The sequence below is a fragment of the Simplicispira hankyongi genome, from assembly GCF_003570885.1.
Classification (GTDB): domain Bacteria; phylum Pseudomonadota; class Gammaproteobacteria; order Burkholderiales; family Burkholderiaceae_C; genus Simplicispira; species Simplicispira hankyongi.
The window spans coordinates 20,153-34,889 of record NZ_QXJC01000002.1 but is presented as its reverse complement, the minus strand read 5'-3'; the positions used below and the strand labels follow the sequence as shown (position 1 = coordinate 34,889).

Genomic DNA, 14,737 nt, shown 5'->3' with positions numbered 1-14,737 from the left:
GTGTGGCACAAAAGCGCCGACACCATCCTGGCATCTGTCGCACGGGCTGCAGGCTCAATTATTTGATGCTTACTTTTGAGACACCACACTAGCGGGTGTTCACCACCGGCAGCTTTCGGGTGGTCCAGTTCAACCCCGTGTAGACGTAGCACGTGAACTTTGCCATCGTGCGCCAGTCAGCCCTGTTCCTCAGCCACCTCACCCTTGGCATAGCGTCCAGGCGGGATGCCCACATAGCGTGTGAAGGCAACGCCGAAGGCGCTGACTGAGCTGTAGCCAACGCGCTCTGCGATTTCGGCGATAGCTACCTCCCGTTGTCGCAGCAATTGCTTGGCCATGGCCATGCGCCAAGCTTGCAGATAGTTCATGGGCGTGACGCCGACAGCTCGGCTGAAGCGGTCGAAAAAAGCGGACCGTGACATGGCAGCTTCGCGTGCCAGTTGCGCAACGCTCCAGGGGGCTGAGGGCTGCGCATGCATGAGGCGCAGCGCAAGCACCAATTTAGGGTCAGACAAACCCCGCACCAAGCCTGGTGATGCCGCCGTGCAGGCGCTGGAACGCAGGGCTTCTATCAAAAGCACCTCCAGCAGGCGCGTCATCACGATGTCACGCGCGGGCCGGTCGGTGCGGGTTTCGTCGCCAAGCAGTTGGACAAGTGTGGACAAGCGGGGCTCGCCGCGTGCATGCACCCACTGCGGTAGCAGTGGCAGTAGCAAGGCCGCGTCTGGCGAGCCCATCACGCAATTGCCAACCAGCATGCGCACGTCCACCACGCCTTGTGGGTCGCCCACGCGCGCACCACCTTCCATGGCCGCAATGGGCGTGGTGACCACTTCGCCCGCGCGAGGTGGCAGCCGGTCCAGGCTGGAGGTTGCAAAACTGCGAGCCGCCGGAATGAGCGCGAAGTCGCCCGCATTCAGGGTGATGGTGTCGCTTTGTGCCGGTCCGTCTATTGTCAAATGGCAGCTGCCGTCCAGCACTGCGAAATAGAACGGACGGCCCATTTCCGTGCGGCGCACGGCCCACGGTGACGACGCTACCACCATCTTGGAAAAGGGTGCGCCTGGCTGCAGTAACGAAACGATTTCGGCGAGTGGGTCAACCATGTTGGACTATTGGAACAAAAATCTTGATATCTAAGCATAGTAAGTCCGGATTGCGGCAGGTATCGTCCAAAGCTTGCAAAACCAAGGAGTTGTTTATGTATTCCATTTCCACTGTTCTCATTACCGGTTGTTCGTCGGGCTTTGGCCTGGAGACCGCCCAACTCTTTCTTGACGAAGGCTGGCACGTGGTCGCCACCATGCGCACACCGCGCGAAGACCTATTACCGCCTTCTGAGCGCCTGCGCCTGCTGGCGTTGGACGTGACCGATGCAGACAGCATCCGCTGTTGCGTTGAAGAGGCCGGACCGATTGATGCCCTGGTCAACAATGCCGGTGTGGGCCTGCTGGCCCCGTTCGAAGATGTATCGCTGTCCAGTGTCCGCGAGGTCTTCGAGACCAACACGTTTGGCACCATGGCGATGACCCAAGCCGTGTTGCCACAGTTCCGACAAAAGCGCTCGGGCGTGGTGGTGAACGTTACATCGAGCGTAACGCTAAAGTCACTGCCGCTGTTGTCGGTCTATACCAGCAGCAAGGCTGCGGTCAATGCGTTCACCGAATCCCTAGCGCTGGAACTGGCGCCTTTCAATGTGCGTGCCAAGCTGGTGTTGCCGGGACGTGCGCCGAGCACCAGCTTTGGCGACAACGCATGGCCGCGAATGGCGGGCAGTGCTCACGAGGCCTATGCCGATTTCACGCAAGCCGTATTCGCGGCCATGCGCGACACCGCTACGCCAGTTACCTATGCGAATGATGTTGCCGAGGCGGTTTGGCGCGCGGTTACGGACCCCGCCGCTCCCATTCGCATACCGGCGGGTGCGGATGCGGTGGCGCTCACGCAGGGCTGATGGCTTGGCTGACACGTATGAATTGCTTTTGACCCGGCGTTCATAGGGCTTTCGACAACAGAACGCTGCTGGCCGATTCGAGTCTCCCCTGTAGCCAAATTGTGGCTCCTTGGCTGACTGTCATGTAGCCGGAGCAAACGACCGGTTGAATCTGCCGATCCCGTGCAGTCATTCGCGCGTAGAGGTCAACTGCGGCAGAAGCGACATCGACATCAGCGGCCGCCCGGACCGCTGTCGAGGCTGCCAGTGCAACAGCAGCCAACACGACGCCGGTGTTGCGCCGAGAGAGTGTCGCGTTCACTTGGCGACCTCGAAGCCAGCGGCCTTGAGCGCGGCGGCAGCCACGTCGTGGTCTTGTTGGGCGGTGCCACCAGAGATGCCGATGCCACCGATCACACGACCACCCGCCACGATGGGAACACCGCCGCCTACCGGCATGACGCGCGGATGGTTGGCCAGCGGAGCCGTGGCCGGCTGAGCGACGACCTGGTTCCAGATCATGGTGTCCAGGCCGAAGGATGCGGCAGTCCAAGCCTTGTTGACGGCCACTTCGGCGGCCAGGAACGGCGTGGCGTCGGCGCGCTCGAATGCGATCAGGTGGCCGCCTTCGTCGGTGACCGCAATGGCCAGATTCAGGCCGATCTTGGTGGCTGCGTCGCGCGCAGCGATGGCCAGCGCCAGCGCGCTGTCGCGCGTGATGGAAGCCTTTGTTTGGACTTGGGTAGCGTTGCTTTGAGCCATGATGAGTTTCCTTGAGATGAAGTTGACGGAGGGGTGAGAGGATTGAACATGTGCGCCTGGGTGATAGGTACGCTCGAAAATCAAAAGCCTTCGAGCACGATCTTGCCCACGGCCTTGCCGCTCTCGATCAGCGCATGCGCGCGGGTCAGGTTTTCCGCGTTGATGCGGCCGAAGACGGCGTTGGCGGTCGTCTTGATGCGGCCGGAGTCGACCAGGTCAGCGACGCGCCCCAGCAGAACGCTCTGCTCTTGCATGTCAGGCGTCTCGAACATCGAGCGCGTGAACATCAGCTCCCAATGCAGCGACAGCGACTTGCTCTTGAGCGCCATCGGATCCAGTCCTTCCATGTCGTCGATGACGGCCAGCGCGCCCTGCGGCTTCAGGCTTTGGATGATCTCTTGGTAGTGCCCGCCGGTCTGTGTGAGCGAGGCCACATAGTCGACTTGGTCAATGCCGGCCGAGCGCAGCGCCTGCGACAGCAGCTTGGAGTGATCGATGACCGCGTGTGCCCCCAGCTCCAGGCACCATTCACGCGACTTCGGACGCGACGCCGTGGCGATCACGCGCAGCTTGGTCAGCTGCCGGGCCAGCTGGATCAGGATCGAGCCCACGCCGCCGGCGCCGCCCACGACCATCAGCGTCTGGCCTTCGCCACCGCCTTGGGCAATGCGCAGCCGATCGAACAGCAGCTCCCACGCCGTGATGGCCGTCAGCGGCAGTGCCGCAGCTTGCGCATCCGAAAGCGACTTGGGCGCCTTGGAGACGATGCGCGCGTCCACCGCATGCAGCTCGCTGTTGGCGCCCGGACGCTTGATCGAGCCGGCGTACCAGACGCGGTCACCGACCGCAAAGCCGAGGGCCTGTGCGCCGACGGCCTCCACCACGCCGACCGCGTCCCAGCCGAGCACCTTGACTTCGCCAGCGGCCGGCGCGCTACCGGCACGCACCTTGGTGTCTACCGGATTAACCGAAACCGCGTGCACGCGCACCAGCAGATCACGTGCACCAGGCACCGGCGCAGGCATTTCTACGTCCTCAAGCGCCTTGGGCGCGTTGATGGGCAAATTCTTGTGATAACCAACAGCTTTCATGGAAATTTTTTCCTTTTAAGGTTTGCGTGATGGCGATGAAAGGTAATGTAGGTATGGTTCGCCCGTTTGATAAGATAGCCTTCAGATGTTTCACTTTCAAACCAGAATTGAAAATGTGAGTGACCTCAAGGTGCTGCTGCACACGGTCAGCGGAGGGTCATTGACTGCCGCTGCTCGGGCACTCGGCATCACGCCAGCAGCGGCCAGCGCAACGCTCAAGCGGTTAGAGACTCAGCTGGGCACGCGGCTCTTCGAACGCTCCACACGGGCAATGCGGCTTACGCCGCCAGGACAAATCCTTCTGGAGTACGCTCAGCGCGCGTTCGAGCTGCTTGCAGAGGGGGAATCCCAACTCGATGCCGAACGCGGCGCACTGGTGGGTACCGTGCGTGTCTCGGCACCGTCGGACCTTGCCCGGACCGTGCTAATGCCAATGTTTGATGGGTTCTTGCACCTTCACCCTGGGGTGAAACTGGCGCTCAATGTTGGCGACCGCGTGCTCGACGTGCTACGAGACGAGGTGGACCTGGCTATTCGGTACGGCGAGTTGAGCGACTCTCGCTTCGTGGCCCGTCCACTTTCGCTTGTGCACCCCGTCGTCAGCGCTTCTCCCGACTATTTGAGTCATTACGGCAAGCCACGTACGCCAACAGATTTGGTAGACCACAACTGCATCTCATTCATTCGCGGCGGGCGCACGTTCACCTCGTGGCGCTTCGGCCAGAACGGCCAATGGACCACGGTAAGGGTCAGTGGCGACCGGGTCTTGAATGACGCCTCGCTGGCACGCGAATGGGCAGTTGCGGGAGCCGGAATCATCTTCATGACGGAGATCGAACAACGGCGTGATCTGCAAAGCGGCAATCTGGTGCGGCTACTGACCGAGTGGGAGACAGATCCGTATCCGTTGCATGCTCTCTTACCTAGTGGGCGCTTCGTCCCCAATCGCGTTCGTGCGCTTGTGGACTTTATCGCTGGGCGCTTTGCTGAACTCCAGCTATCAAAAACGGAACACTGAAGAGGGTGCTCGGCGGTCCGAGTTGATCGCGCAGTGCCTTTGGAACGGTCGTGGCCCCGAGACTCGCTAGGTCGGACGTGGCACCGCCTATTATTGATAGTTTGCTCACATCGCCTCCTGCCAACCTGCCGCATTCGCTTTCCCGAGGCAGCGACGCGTCGGTTGAACCATTGCGTCAGCTCGCAGCCAGCTCCACGCCTGCTCGATGAGCACCGAGCGCGCTCGACGGTTCCACATCAATCCGTATGATGCCGCGCTCGGAACGATTGCTGAAGCTCTTGCAGGTGCTCCGCCGCCACCGCCGACCCGTGAGTGCAGAGAAGTTGGCCGATGAGACGATGGTGAGTGTGCGGACGCTCTATCGCGATATTGCGAGCCTGAGGGCGCAGGGTGAGGCACCTTGCGAAGTGAACGCCATCGGCCTAGCCTACTGCGATGCCAGAAACGGACGGCCTCTTTCCAGAACCCCAACTGCTGTTCTGGTTGCCCGACGAAACTTTCTTCAGCTTTGTAAGCCGCCAGCACCTGCTCTGGGGGCATAAAGCTGCCGCGCAAACCTGCCAACTGATCTTCGGTAACGCGCGTGCCGGTAAGTTGCCTGCGACGTGCACTGGAGATCCGACAGTGCGGCCAATCCGCACGGCAAGGTCGGTGAGTCCCGAGTGGCATCGCCGCAGACTGGGCTAAGGTCGCTCCGCACTTCCTGCTGCACGAGCGCTGCGAGCGGCGCTCGGCGGGTAGCCGATTACGCGCTTGAATGCACGACTGAAAGATGCCTCGGAATCGTATCCGAGCCGAACCGCCGCACTGGCTACACGCATCCCGTCGTTTGATATCCAACGCCGAGCCAGAAACATCTTGAGCTTGGCAACGTATCGTGCTGGGCTTTCGCCCATGGTCCGAGTGAAGGCTTCAGCAAAAATCGATCTTGACGAACCCATGACGTTGGCCATTTGCGGGACGCTCCATGTGCGTTCAGGGTCCGCATGGATCGCGGCGATGACTTTGCCGATCCTGGGGCAACGCACCGCGGCGATCCATCCGGTCGCGTCGTTGGATCGGCATTCGACCCAGGCCCGAATGATGGAAGCGGCCAACGCGTCAGCAAGGCGCGCCAGGATGCCAAGTGCGCCAGGACGATCCAACGCGACTTCGCGCTCCATCGCATCAAGCAGCGAGGGGACCGTCGCGTCCCTGAGGTCCAGTTCATCCACCCGCATGACGGTGGGCATCATCGCCATGAGAGGGTGTAGCGGGTCCAGGTTAAATCGAAGGGAGCCGCAGAAGATCGCGTCGCCTTGCGTCTCTTCATCAGCGGCGCCACCGGACGCTCGCCTCTCGCCACCCACCAGGTAAGTGTTCTCCGACACGGCGATATGCGACAGCGAATCGATGTCGACGGTAGGCACATCAGGTTCGCTTGCCAGGATGTGGAAACCGCCGTGCGGAAGCAGGACCGCATCACCTGCGCTGAGCCGCACCCACTCGGTCGTAGAGGTGCAAAGCCAGCAACCGCCGCTGCCGATGAAGTGAAATCGCGCCTCGGACTGCGAAGGGAATGCAACTGCCCATGGAGCACGCAGGATACAGCGACCGTACTCCACGCCGTCAAGACGTAGGCCCAAAAGGATATGCGTCAACAGATCACGACGACTCGGTTCTGCCGGCTCCCCAACGTCGGACAGATAGTCATGCATTTCGGATTTCCTGACATTGAAACGCCGAAAGCATATACCTAGGATCAAGGCTTGCGCATAAAAGGTTTTACCGATGTCCACGCCGTTCCGCACCATAACGTCACCCGATAACGTCGCTGTCGCTGCGGCAACTGAAGCCGTTTCGCCGGCGCAAGCAGTCATCGCTGCAGTGCGGCCGACCAGCCACTGGCCTGCGATTTTCTCGCTGTCAATGGGCGTGTTTGGACTCGTGATGGCGGAGTTCCTGCCGGCCAGCCTGCTCACAGCGATGTCAACCAACCTTCGCATCACTGACGGCGCGGCCGGCCAGGCTGTCACCGCGACGGCGCTTGTCGGCGCCATCGCGGCGCTATCGATGCCAATCTTGACACGACGACTGGATCGCAAGCACGTCATGCTGGCGCTTAGCGCACTGCTCGTGCTTTCCAACGTACTGGCGGCAACGGCCGCAAACTTTCCGATGTTGTTGGCGGCACGCGTCATTCTTGGCATCTCTCTGGGAGGCTTCTGGTCGATGTCGGCAGCGCTTGCACTTCGCCTCGTGCCAGAGGACCAGTTCGCCCGCGCCATGTCAGTGATCCTGACTGGCATGTCGGTAGCTACAGTTTGCGCCGCGCCGGTGGGGGCATGGATGGGCGGGGTGTGGGGTTGGCGAAGCGCCTTCCTAGCTGCCAGTGTTGTGAGCGTCGCGACCCTGATCAGCCAAATTTTTACTCTGCCTGCGCTTGCGCCTCGCGGCAACCCGAATTTGCGCGTGATGAGTGAACTGCTTCGACGCCCCTCAATGCGAGTGGCATTGTTGGCAATGCTGCTTGCGTTTTCGGGTCACTTTGCGGGTTTTACCTATGTCAGGCCACTGATGGAACAAGTGACCCATCTGTCCGTCTCAGCGGTCTCGGGCGTGTTGCTTGGCTATGGGATCGGGGGCTTCTTTGGCAATATCTTCGGCGGTTGGCTGGCCGGGCGGAGTGAGCGCAATGCGATCGTGTTTGGGGGCACGTTGATTGCCGTGCTCGCGGCCGTCCTGCTGATTGCCGGCACCTCGGCCGTCGTCACGGCCGTGGCTGTGACCCTTTGGGGATTCGCGTTCGGCGCCTTCCCGGTCGGCTTTCAAACCTGGATCGTTCGGGCGGCATCGGACCATGCCGAAAGCGCTGGGGGTCTGCTCGTCGCCGTCGCGCAGATCGCCATTGCGACAGGCGCCATTGGTGGCGGTCTCATGGTGGACGGCGTTGGGGCACTTGGCGGACCGGCCTTTGCGCTCGTTGCCCTGACACTCGCCACCGCACTGACCTTGCGCTTCGGGCCGCGCCCGATTCGCACCTGAGCACTCACCTCCACGCACACAACCTGCATTTTGCATAGCGAGCGATGACCAAGCGTTCTTACGCACCCGGAGGTACAGCGCTTCGGGGCCGGTGCCATGACGAACGACTCCCACCATTGGAGGGCTGCGTGATCGCACTCTGTGGATCCAAGGATGGCCAAGCCCCCGGTAGAGCCAGTTTCAAAGTCGGGCGGTGACGTGCCGCTCTTATATCAAGGAGAAAAACCATGAGTTACGCAATTGTCGGATTTGGAACGGTGGGACAAGCGCTCGCGCGTTCGTTTTCTAGGTCAGGTTTCGAGGTCGCCGTCGCGAGCACCCGACCCGCGAAAGCGATCGAGCCGACGGCCTGGGTCATCGGCCCGGGCATTGTGGCGAAGTCACTGGAAGACGCCTTGTCAGCCGAAGTCGTCCTGTTGGCCGTCCCATTCTGGGCCCACCGTGATGTGGCAAAGGCGGTTGCGTCCTGGCAGGGCAAGATCGTTATCGACGTCACCAATGCATATGGTGTCCCGTTGCCCGATCTTGACAACCTGCCTTCCTCGGCAGCGGTGGCGAAGGCCTTCCCCGGCGCCCATCTCGTCAAGGCGTTTAACCATCTCCCGGCGGGCGTGCTCGCACAGGAGCCATCCACGGATGGCGGGCGTCGAGTGATCTTCTTGTCGGGCGACCACGAAGGCGCGATGACAACAGTCGCGACTCTGGTCGAGCAGCTCGGTTACGCGCCGGTCAGCCTCGGAAAGCTCGCGGAAGGCGGCCAACTCGTGCAGGCACGCGACACGCGCTGGGCTCCCCTGATTTTCCAGGACCTATTCAAAAAGGCGGCTTGACTAATATGAAGATCGAATTCCAAGGCCGCAAGGCCATCGTTACCGGATCGACTGCAGGTATTGGTCGCGCCATCGCCGAGGGGCTCGCGCGCGCAGGTGCATCGGTCGTCATCAACGGGCGCGGCGAAGAGCGCGTCGCCACCGCACTGAGGGAACTGCGTGAGCTTTTGCCCGATGCTGACTTCCAGGGCGTGGTCGCCGACGTCTCGACGGCAGAGGGATCAGCAGCGCTTGAGGCCGCAGTGAAGGATGCGGACATCCTCGTCAACAACGCTGGTACGGCCCATGTGAGTGGCTTTTTCGAGCAAAAGGACAGCGAGTGGCTTGATCTGTTCCAACTCAATGTCATGAGCGGAGTGCGCGCCGCGCGGCACTACATCCCTGGCATGGTCAAGCGCGGCTGGGGACGCGTCGTATTCATCAGCAGTGAATCAGCGGTCGCGATTCCGAAGGAAATGATCGACTATGGAATGACGAAGACGGCGCAGCTTGCCGTCTCACGCGGCCTTGCCGAACTGGTCGGCGGCACCGGGGTCACCGTCAACGCGGTCTTGCCTGGCCCGACGCGCTCCGAGATCCTGGGCAACTGGATGAAAGCGACTGCCCAAGAACAAGGCATCACCCAGGGCGAGGCGGAACAGAACTTCCTGAAGACCATGCGGCCGACGACGCTCATCAATCGGTTTACCACGACTGAGGAAGTCGCGAATATGGTGATCTATATCTGCTCCACGCAGGCAGCCGGCACCAGCGGTGCCGCGTTGCGGGTTGATGGCGGCGTCATTCGCTCGATCACTTGAGCTTGCCGCGCGGCCGCAAGTCTTGGATCGCCCAATGATTGACGCCCACATAAACCTGGACGTGTGGGCTGCCGCGTGCGGGTAGTAGTAGGCGACCATGGCGTCGCCCAAGCTTGATCCGATGGCGCTCCTGCTGGGAAAATCCAATTTCGACATTGAACGAGGAGATCCGATGCGTGCAATTGCGGAGGGCTGCTCTCGAAATGCAGGGAGAAAACCCAGTCTGCCAACCAATACTCGGGCTACCTTAGCTCGACCAGAAGCACTTGCATCGGGATGCTTTGCCTCCTGATTGGGGCAAGGATGACCTAAGTGTTGACCTGCGTCGCACAAACCGTACTAGGCCGTGCAAGAAGTGAACCGCCCAGGGGCGGTTCACACTAACGAACCTGAAGAGAACTTTCTTTCCAGGGAAGTAAACGATCACGTCTGTGATGGAAAAACACAGACCAGACCATGACGGGCGCGGCACGATGGAAACAAGAGCGAACAGGTCGATTTGCCGATAAGAACCATATCAGCAAAAACCAAAAGGCCCAGAAGGTATGCCCACTCGCACAACTCCTCGGAAAAACCGCAGTCTGCTTCCTGAAATTTCACGCACATACGCCCCTTCCAGCTTGGACGCACTCATGTAAGAACACCTGAGGCACGAGAATCTGCTCGCGCCACGTCAGACATCGGGCGTTCTACTTGCAAATGTGGAAGACCTGAAAATAGTTCGGCAGCCCAGTCCACAAACGCTCGCACTTTAGCGCTCAAGTGCCGGTTGGGCGGGTACACAACATAGATGGGCAATGGGGGCCGCTCCCATTCAGGCAGAAGTTCGATCAACTCGTTATTTCGCAGATGGGGATCTGCCAGGAACCTGACAGCCTGGGCAACCCCCAGTCCCGCAAGCGTGGCTGCTATGTGTGCGTTGCTTTCATTCACACAAATGCGGTTGCGCCCGATGAAGTCGATGTGTTCGCTTCCCTTTAAAAAATCCTGCGTGATGATGCGGTTCGTACGTGGCGAGAAATAGCCCACCATATAGTGCATCGCTTCAATCTCAGAAGGATGTCTGGGTATGCCGAAGCGCTCCAAATATTGAGGGGTCGCTACCGTCGCAAAGCCTACATTGCCAATGCGTCGGGCCACCAACGATTGGTCACTCAATTCACCCGCGCGAATGACGCAGTCGATGTTCTCGGTCATAAGGTCGGCGGGACGATCGCTTACGCCCAGATGCAATTGGATATCAGGAAAGCGTTCGTAAAAAGTGTGAAGAGCAGGAATGATGACAAGTCGCGCCACCGAGGAGCCCACATCCACTCGCAATCGGCCCTGCGGTGCAGCCTGGGAGTTGGTCATACTCGACTCCATGTCGTCCAAATCGTTAATCAGACGTGCCGCCCGCTCATAGTACGCAGCTCCGTCTGTAGTGACGGTGACGCGCCGTGTAGTGCGGTTTAGCAGCTTAAGGCGCAGACGCGATTCAAGAGACTGGATTTGCTTGGTGACTGTGCCTTTGGGAAGGCTGAGGGAATCAGCAGCCTTGGTGAAGGTGCCTGCCTCCACCACCCGAATAAACGCGCGCATAGACTGAATTTGGTCCATCCTCTGTCCTTGCTCAATTGAGTCGATATAGGCCGCTGCAATGCCTTATTGCAAAAATTGGGGCGCGCCATGAATGGAACGCGCAACGTCACCTCAAGCAGGTTCACGTATCTGATTTACGTCGCGCGCTGGCGGCAGGCCATAGTGCCGGGCATATTCGCGACTGAACTGCGAGGGGCTTTGGTAGCCCACGCGATAGCCAGCTGCGCCCACATCAAGATGCTCGACCAGCAAGAGGCGACGTGCCTCGTTTAAGCGCAACCGCTTTTGGTATTGCAGCGGTGTCATTGCCGTCACTGCGCTGAAATGGTGATGCAGAGACGATACGCTCATGCCGGCATATACTGCTAGTGCGTCGATCCGTAGAGGTTGGTCGAAATGGTCACGTAGCCATGTAACGGCTTTAGCGATTTTGTTGCTCGGGGTGTCCGCTTCAGCAATACGCACGAGCCTAGGTCCGTAAGGGCCTTTGAGCAGTCGGTACAAAATTTCTTGCTCTATGAGCGGCGCCATCGCGGGGATGTCATCAGGGTGATCCAGCAGCCTCACCATGCGCAGCATGGCGTCTAGAAGCGGTGGCTCAACTGGGTGCACTGCGACACCTCTGTCGCGGTCCGACGCCACCATTGCCGACCGAGGGATGTGCACTCGACTAAACAACTCGGCCAACCGCTCGCCTTTGATAGCCATGCCTACGCCGAGATAAGGAATGTCGGTACTTGCGCGCACCACCTTTGAGGTCACCGGCAAATCGAGCGAAACCACCAAATAAGACCCCGGTGTGTACTCGTACACCTCGTCCCCCAACGTCACACTTTTGGAACCCTGAACCACCATTGCCATGCAGGGCCAAATCGCCGTATGGTGCTTGGACGGATGCGACGCGCAACCCAAATGCAATCCGTCGATCAGCGGTGTCGCACCCGGGTCTTCGGCAGCAGCGGCGTAGCGTGACACGATAGCGGCAATCTCTTGATAAATGGGGCTAAGGGCTGTGAAATTCTGGATCGACATAGAGGCTGCTTTTGCTTTGCCGCACGCTGGCCGGCGGTGTGCCTGATTGTCCCCGTAGAGTTACCGCGTAAAAATTGATTTGCAGAATCAGGCATGAATTTTGGAGGATCGTAGTGAAATCCATTTCGGCTGTGTTGCGCATTACTCAGCGAATGGGTTCTGCGATGCGCGTTGACGTGAGCCATCTTCTGTGTCCCAAAGCTCAACCCAACCTCCTCAAAAATCCTCGATTGTTTCCGTAAGAGGAACTCTCAACTGAAATAACTGGTGTTTTTCAGAGCAGCCAACCGAGTTACAGTCCACTTGGATCTGCAACTATTGCGCCCGATGGTGCCCAATTAACACCCTATGTCTCACAACCCGCTTTCCCCATCCTCCCTGCACGGCACGGCGTCCGCCACCACGCCGGTCGTGGAAGCGGACGCCACCATCACACTGCCACAGCGTGGAGCCGTGCAGGTGCGGACTTATGGGCAAAAAAAGGCCGGAGTAGCTTCACCCCTTGTGCTGCACTTTCATGGTGGGGCTTTTGTCGATGGCGACCTCGACGACGGCGCCATGGTGTCGCGCATGCTGGCGCAATGCGGCGCCATCGTGGTGTCACTGGCCTATCCGCTGGCGCCCGCCAGTCCGTTCCCGCATGCGGTGGATACTGGCGCAGATGTCTTGGATTGGATGTACAAGCACCGCGCCAAGCTCGCGGGCCGCGATGCACGCTTGTACTTGGCGGGCGAAGAGGCCGGCGGCAACATTGCCGCCGCAGTTGCCCTGGTGGCACGCGACCGCGGCCATCCACCACTGGCCGGGCAAATTTTGATATCACCCATGCTCGATCCCTGCGTGGGCACGGCCTCTTTGCGTGACGCTACGGGTGACGCTACTGGCTGCAAATGGGCCGATGGCTGGCAAGGCTATCTGCGCTGCCCGCAAGACACGATGCACCCCTATGCCGTGCCGGCGTCTACCCTGCGCTTGGCGCAACTGCCGCGCACACTTGTACTCACCTGCCAAGATGACCCTATGCGCGATGAAGCGCTGGCGTATGCGCGCAAACTGACCGATGCCGGGATTCAGGTGACCATCACCGTGGTCGGGGCGCCCCAAGGTTGGCCCGACACCCTGATGCAGTCGCCGGCGTCCCCAAGCGAGTGTCCCGGCGCAGCAATCGTTCGCCAGCAATTTAGCAATTTCTTTGGCGAAACGAATCCGCCGCTAGCACCTCCGCCCACCTAACGGGTCAGTGCCAATTTGCGACGCAGCCGTATGTCTGCGTACTTTCAGCCGCGAGCTGTTAACCCATAGCGGCCGCCCCCCCCTTTTGCCATGCATTCCGGCTGCGCATCGGACGGGGTGCATTCGTCTCAAAAAAGGCAGTTTCGAATCTCTTGAGGAAATACCATGACCGACAAATCCACCCCCACCCAACCCCGCCGCGCCAGCGCCATTGCGTTGGCCACCATCACCGCCGTGATCGCTGTGACTGCGGCGTTCTTTGGTGTTCAATCAACTTCCCAAGCAGATGCGCCGAAAATTGTTAGCGCGCTCCAGGCCGTACCCGTGTCAGTCGCCGTAGTGACGCAGAGTGAATTCAACGCATGGGATGAGTTTTCGGGGCATCTCGAAGCCGTGCAGCGCGTTGATATTCGCTCGCGGGTAGCAGGTGCGGTGCAGTCCGTCCATTTTCGTGAAGGCGCGCTGGTTCAAAAGGGCGCGTTGCTACTCACCATCGACCCCGCGCCCTACGCTGCCGAAGTGGATCGCACAGCAGCGCAGGTAGCAGCCGCGCAAGCCCGCAAAACTCAGGCTCATAGCGCCTATGAACGCGCCCAGCGTCTGTGGGAATCGAAGGCCATTGCTCAGCGCGAACTGGACGAAAGCTTGAATGCGAAAAGCGAAGCCGACGCCAACTTGCGCGCCGAGGAAGCGCAACTGCAAACCGCCCGACTCAACCTGAGTTACACGCAAGTGCGCGCACCGGTGGAGGGCCGCATCGGTCGACTGGAAATCACCGTGGGCAATTTAGTGGCTGCTGGGCCAGGGGCACCGGTGCTGACCACCCTGGTATCCGTCAGTCCGATGTACGCCAGTTTCGATGCGGACGAGCGGGTTGTCACCAAAGCATTGAAAGACATCGCAGGCGGCGCAAGCGCCCGCATGCTGATCAGCAAGATCCCGGTGCAGATGGGGACCGTCGCATCGGATGGCACGCCCTACAAGGGGACGCTGCAACTCATCGACAACCAAGTCGACGCCAAAAGCGGCACGGTGCGCGTGCGCGCCTCGTTCGACAATGCCGATGGCGCGCTCATGCCCGGCCAGTTTGCCCGCATCCGCATGGGCCAGGCCCACGCCAGCACTGCGCTGCTGGTGAACGAGCGCGCCGTAGGCACGGACCAGAGCAAGAAGTTTGTCATGGTCGTAGGTGACGACAACAAAGCCCAATACCGCGAAGTCATGCTCGGAGCCAACGTGAACGGCCTGCGGATTGTCACCAGCGGCTTGAAGCTTGGCGAACGGGTGGTAGTGAATGGCTTGCAACACATCCGTCCCGGCGCACTGGTAGCGCCGCAGGACACACCGATGAATGCGCAGGCCTTGGGCTCAGCCACAAGCCCCAAGGGCGAGGCCAAACAGTCGTAGAACTGCTGGCGCGCGCCTGCGCACCG

The 14,737-nt window shown here is 60.3% G+C and carries 13 protein-coding genes and 1 pseudogene; 8 read left to right on the top strand and 6 right to left on the bottom strand.

The window, feature by feature from the left end; translation table 11 throughout:
• Positions 1-176 precede the first annotated feature (176 nt).
• Positions 177-1,106, bottom strand: coding sequence for an AraC family transcriptional regulator (locus D3F03_RS06715; protein ID WP_119108638.1), 930 nt, complete (start codon positions 1,104-1,106; stop codon positions 177-179).
• Between the two features lie 95 nt (positions 1,107-1,201).
• Between D3F03_RS06715 and D3F03_RS06710 the strand changes: the two genes are divergently transcribed.
• Entirely contained in the window at positions 1,202-1,954 is a 753-nt protein-coding gene (locus D3F03_RS06710) for an SDR family oxidoreductase (RefSeq protein ID WP_119108637.1), read from the top strand.
• Between the two features lie 297 nt (positions 1,955-2,251).
• Here D3F03_RS06710 and D3F03_RS06705 read toward each other — a convergent pair whose 3' ends face one another.
• Both D3F03_RS06705 and D3F03_RS06700 read right to left on the bottom strand, forming a co-directional pair.
• A complete protein-coding gene (locus D3F03_RS06705; RefSeq protein WP_119108636.1) occupies positions 2,252-2,695 on the bottom strand; it encodes a GlcG/HbpS family heme-binding protein in 444 nt (147 codons plus the stop codon).
• Positions 2,696-2,775: 80 nt separating this feature from the next.
• Positions 2,776-3,786: a zinc-binding alcohol dehydrogenase family protein gene (locus D3F03_RS06700; RefSeq protein ID WP_119108635.1), complete on the bottom strand. Its 1,011-nt coding sequence runs from the start codon at positions 3,784-3,786 to the stop codon at positions 2,776-2,778.
• 85 nt (positions 3,787-3,871) lie between these two features.
• Here D3F03_RS06700 and D3F03_RS06695 point away from each other — a divergent pair, with 85 nt between their 5' ends.
• Together D3F03_RS06695 and D3F03_RS17400 are read left to right on the top strand one after the other, a co-directional pair.
• On the top strand, positions 3,872-4,804 hold the full coding sequence (locus D3F03_RS06695; RefSeq protein ID WP_119108634.1) for a LysR family transcriptional regulator: 933 nt from the start codon (positions 3,872-3,874) through the stop codon (positions 4,802-4,804).
• Between the two features lie 248 nt (positions 4,805-5,052).
• Positions 5,053-5,202 (top strand): annotated as a pseudogene (locus D3F03_RS17400) (helix-turn-helix domain-containing protein); the annotation flags it as partial.
• Positions 5,203-5,487: 285 nt separating this feature from the next.
• Here D3F03_RS17400 and D3F03_RS06685 read toward each other — a convergent pair.
• On the bottom strand, positions 5,488-6,501 hold the full coding sequence (locus tag D3F03_RS06685; RefSeq protein ID WP_119108633.1) for an AraC family transcriptional regulator: 1,014 nt from the start codon (positions 6,499-6,501) through the stop codon (positions 5,488-5,490).
• A gap of 73 nt (positions 6,502-6,574) precedes the next feature.
• Here D3F03_RS06685 and D3F03_RS06680 point away from each other — a divergent pair, with 73 nt between their 5' ends.
• The 3 genes from D3F03_RS06680 to D3F03_RS06670 all read left to right on the top strand — a co-directional run bounded on the left by D3F03_RS06680 (position 6,575) and on the right by D3F03_RS06670 (position 9,458).
• Positions 6,575-7,828: an MFS transporter gene (locus D3F03_RS06680; RefSeq protein WP_119108632.1), complete on the top strand. Its 1,254-nt coding sequence runs from the start codon at positions 6,575-6,577 to the stop codon at positions 7,826-7,828.
• Positions 7,829-8,055: 227 nt separating this feature from the next.
• Entirely contained in the window at positions 8,056-8,658 is a 603-nt protein-coding gene (locus D3F03_RS06675; RefSeq protein ID WP_119108631.1) for an NADPH-dependent F420 reductase, read from the top strand.
• A gap of 5 nt (positions 8,659-8,663) precedes the next feature.
• The gene (locus tag D3F03_RS06670) at positions 8,664-9,458 is read left to right on the top strand and encodes an SDR family NAD(P)-dependent oxidoreductase (protein WP_119108630.1); all 795 of its coding nucleotides are present in this window, start codon (positions 8,664-8,666) and stop codon (positions 9,456-9,458) included.
• 630 nt (positions 9,459-10,088) lie between these two features.
• Here D3F03_RS06670 and D3F03_RS06665 read toward each other — a convergent pair.
• Positions 10,089-11,057, bottom strand: a complete 969-nt coding sequence (locus tag D3F03_RS06665; protein ID WP_119108629.1) for a LysR family transcriptional regulator — start codon at positions 11,055-11,057, stop codon at positions 10,089-10,091.
• Between the two features lie 93 nt (positions 11,058-11,150).
• Positions 11,151-12,071: an AraC family transcriptional regulator gene (locus D3F03_RS06660; RefSeq protein WP_119108628.1), complete on the bottom strand. Its 921-nt coding sequence runs from the start codon at positions 12,069-12,071 to the stop codon at positions 11,151-11,153.
• A 348-nt stretch (positions 12,072-12,419) separates the two neighbouring features.
• On the opposite strand from D3F03_RS06660, the gene D3F03_RS06655 reads away from it, so the two are divergent.
• Together D3F03_RS06655 and D3F03_RS06650 are read left to right on the top strand one after the other, a co-directional pair.
• The gene (locus D3F03_RS06655; protein WP_119108627.1) at positions 12,420-13,304 is read left to right on the top strand and encodes an alpha/beta hydrolase; all 885 of its coding nucleotides are present in this window, start codon (positions 12,420-12,422) and stop codon (positions 13,302-13,304) included.
• A gap of 165 nt (positions 13,305-13,469) precedes the next feature.
• The gene (locus D3F03_RS06650) at positions 13,470-14,711 is read left to right on the top strand and encodes an efflux RND transporter periplasmic adaptor subunit (RefSeq protein ID WP_119108626.1); all 1,242 of its coding nucleotides are present in this window, start codon (positions 13,470-13,472) and stop codon (positions 14,709-14,711) included.
• The last annotated feature ends 26 nt before the right edge of the window (positions 14,712-14,737 follow it).

Bases quoted from the DNA above. Each gene is read 5' to 3' on its own strand.
- D3F03_RS06705 (WP_119108636.1), bottom strand. From the start codon at position 2,695: ATGGCTCAAAGCAACGCTACCCAAGTCCAAACAAAGGCTTCCATCACG.
- D3F03_RS06680 (WP_119108632.1), top strand. From the start codon at position 6,575: ATGTCCACGCCGTTCCGCACCATAACGTCACCCGATAACGTCGCTGTC.
- D3F03_RS06665 (WP_119108629.1), bottom strand. From the start codon at position 11,057: ATGGACCAAATTCAGTCTATGCGCGCGTTTATTCGGGTGGTGGAGGCA.
- D3F03_RS06685 (WP_119108633.1), bottom strand. From the start codon at position 6,501: ATGCATGACTATCTGTCCGACGTTGGGGAGCCGGCAGAACCGAGTCGT.
- D3F03_RS06700 (WP_119108635.1), bottom strand. From the start codon at position 3,786: ATGAAAGCTGTTGGTTATCACAAGAATTTGCCCATCAACGCGCCCAAG.
- D3F03_RS06670 (WP_119108630.1), top strand. From the start codon at position 8,664: ATGAAGATCGAATTCCAAGGCCGCAAGGCCATCGTTACCGGATCGACT.
- D3F03_RS06715 (WP_119108638.1), bottom strand. From the start codon at position 1,106: ATGGTTGACCCACTCGCCGAAATCGTTTCGTTACTGCAGCCAGGCGCA.
- D3F03_RS06675 (WP_119108631.1), top strand. From the start codon at position 8,056: ATGAGTTACGCAATTGTCGGATTTGGAACGGTGGGACAAGCGCTCGCG.
- D3F03_RS06660 (WP_119108628.1), bottom strand. From the start codon at position 12,071: ATGTCGATCCAGAATTTCACAGCCCTTAGCCCCATTTATCAAGAGATT.
- D3F03_RS06650 (WP_119108626.1), top strand. From the start codon at position 13,470: ATGACCGACAAATCCACCCCCACCCAACCCCGCCGCGCCAGCGCCATT.
- D3F03_RS06655 (WP_119108627.1), top strand. From the start codon at position 12,420: ATGTCTCACAACCCGCTTTCCCCATCCTCCCTGCACGGCACGGCGTCC.
- D3F03_RS06695 (WP_119108634.1), top strand. From the start codon at position 3,872: ATGTTTCACTTTCAAACCAGAATTGAAAATGTGAGTGACCTCAAGGTG.
- D3F03_RS06710 (WP_119108637.1), top strand. From the start codon at position 1,202: ATGTATTCCATTTCCACTGTTCTCATTACCGGTTGTTCGTCGGGCTTT.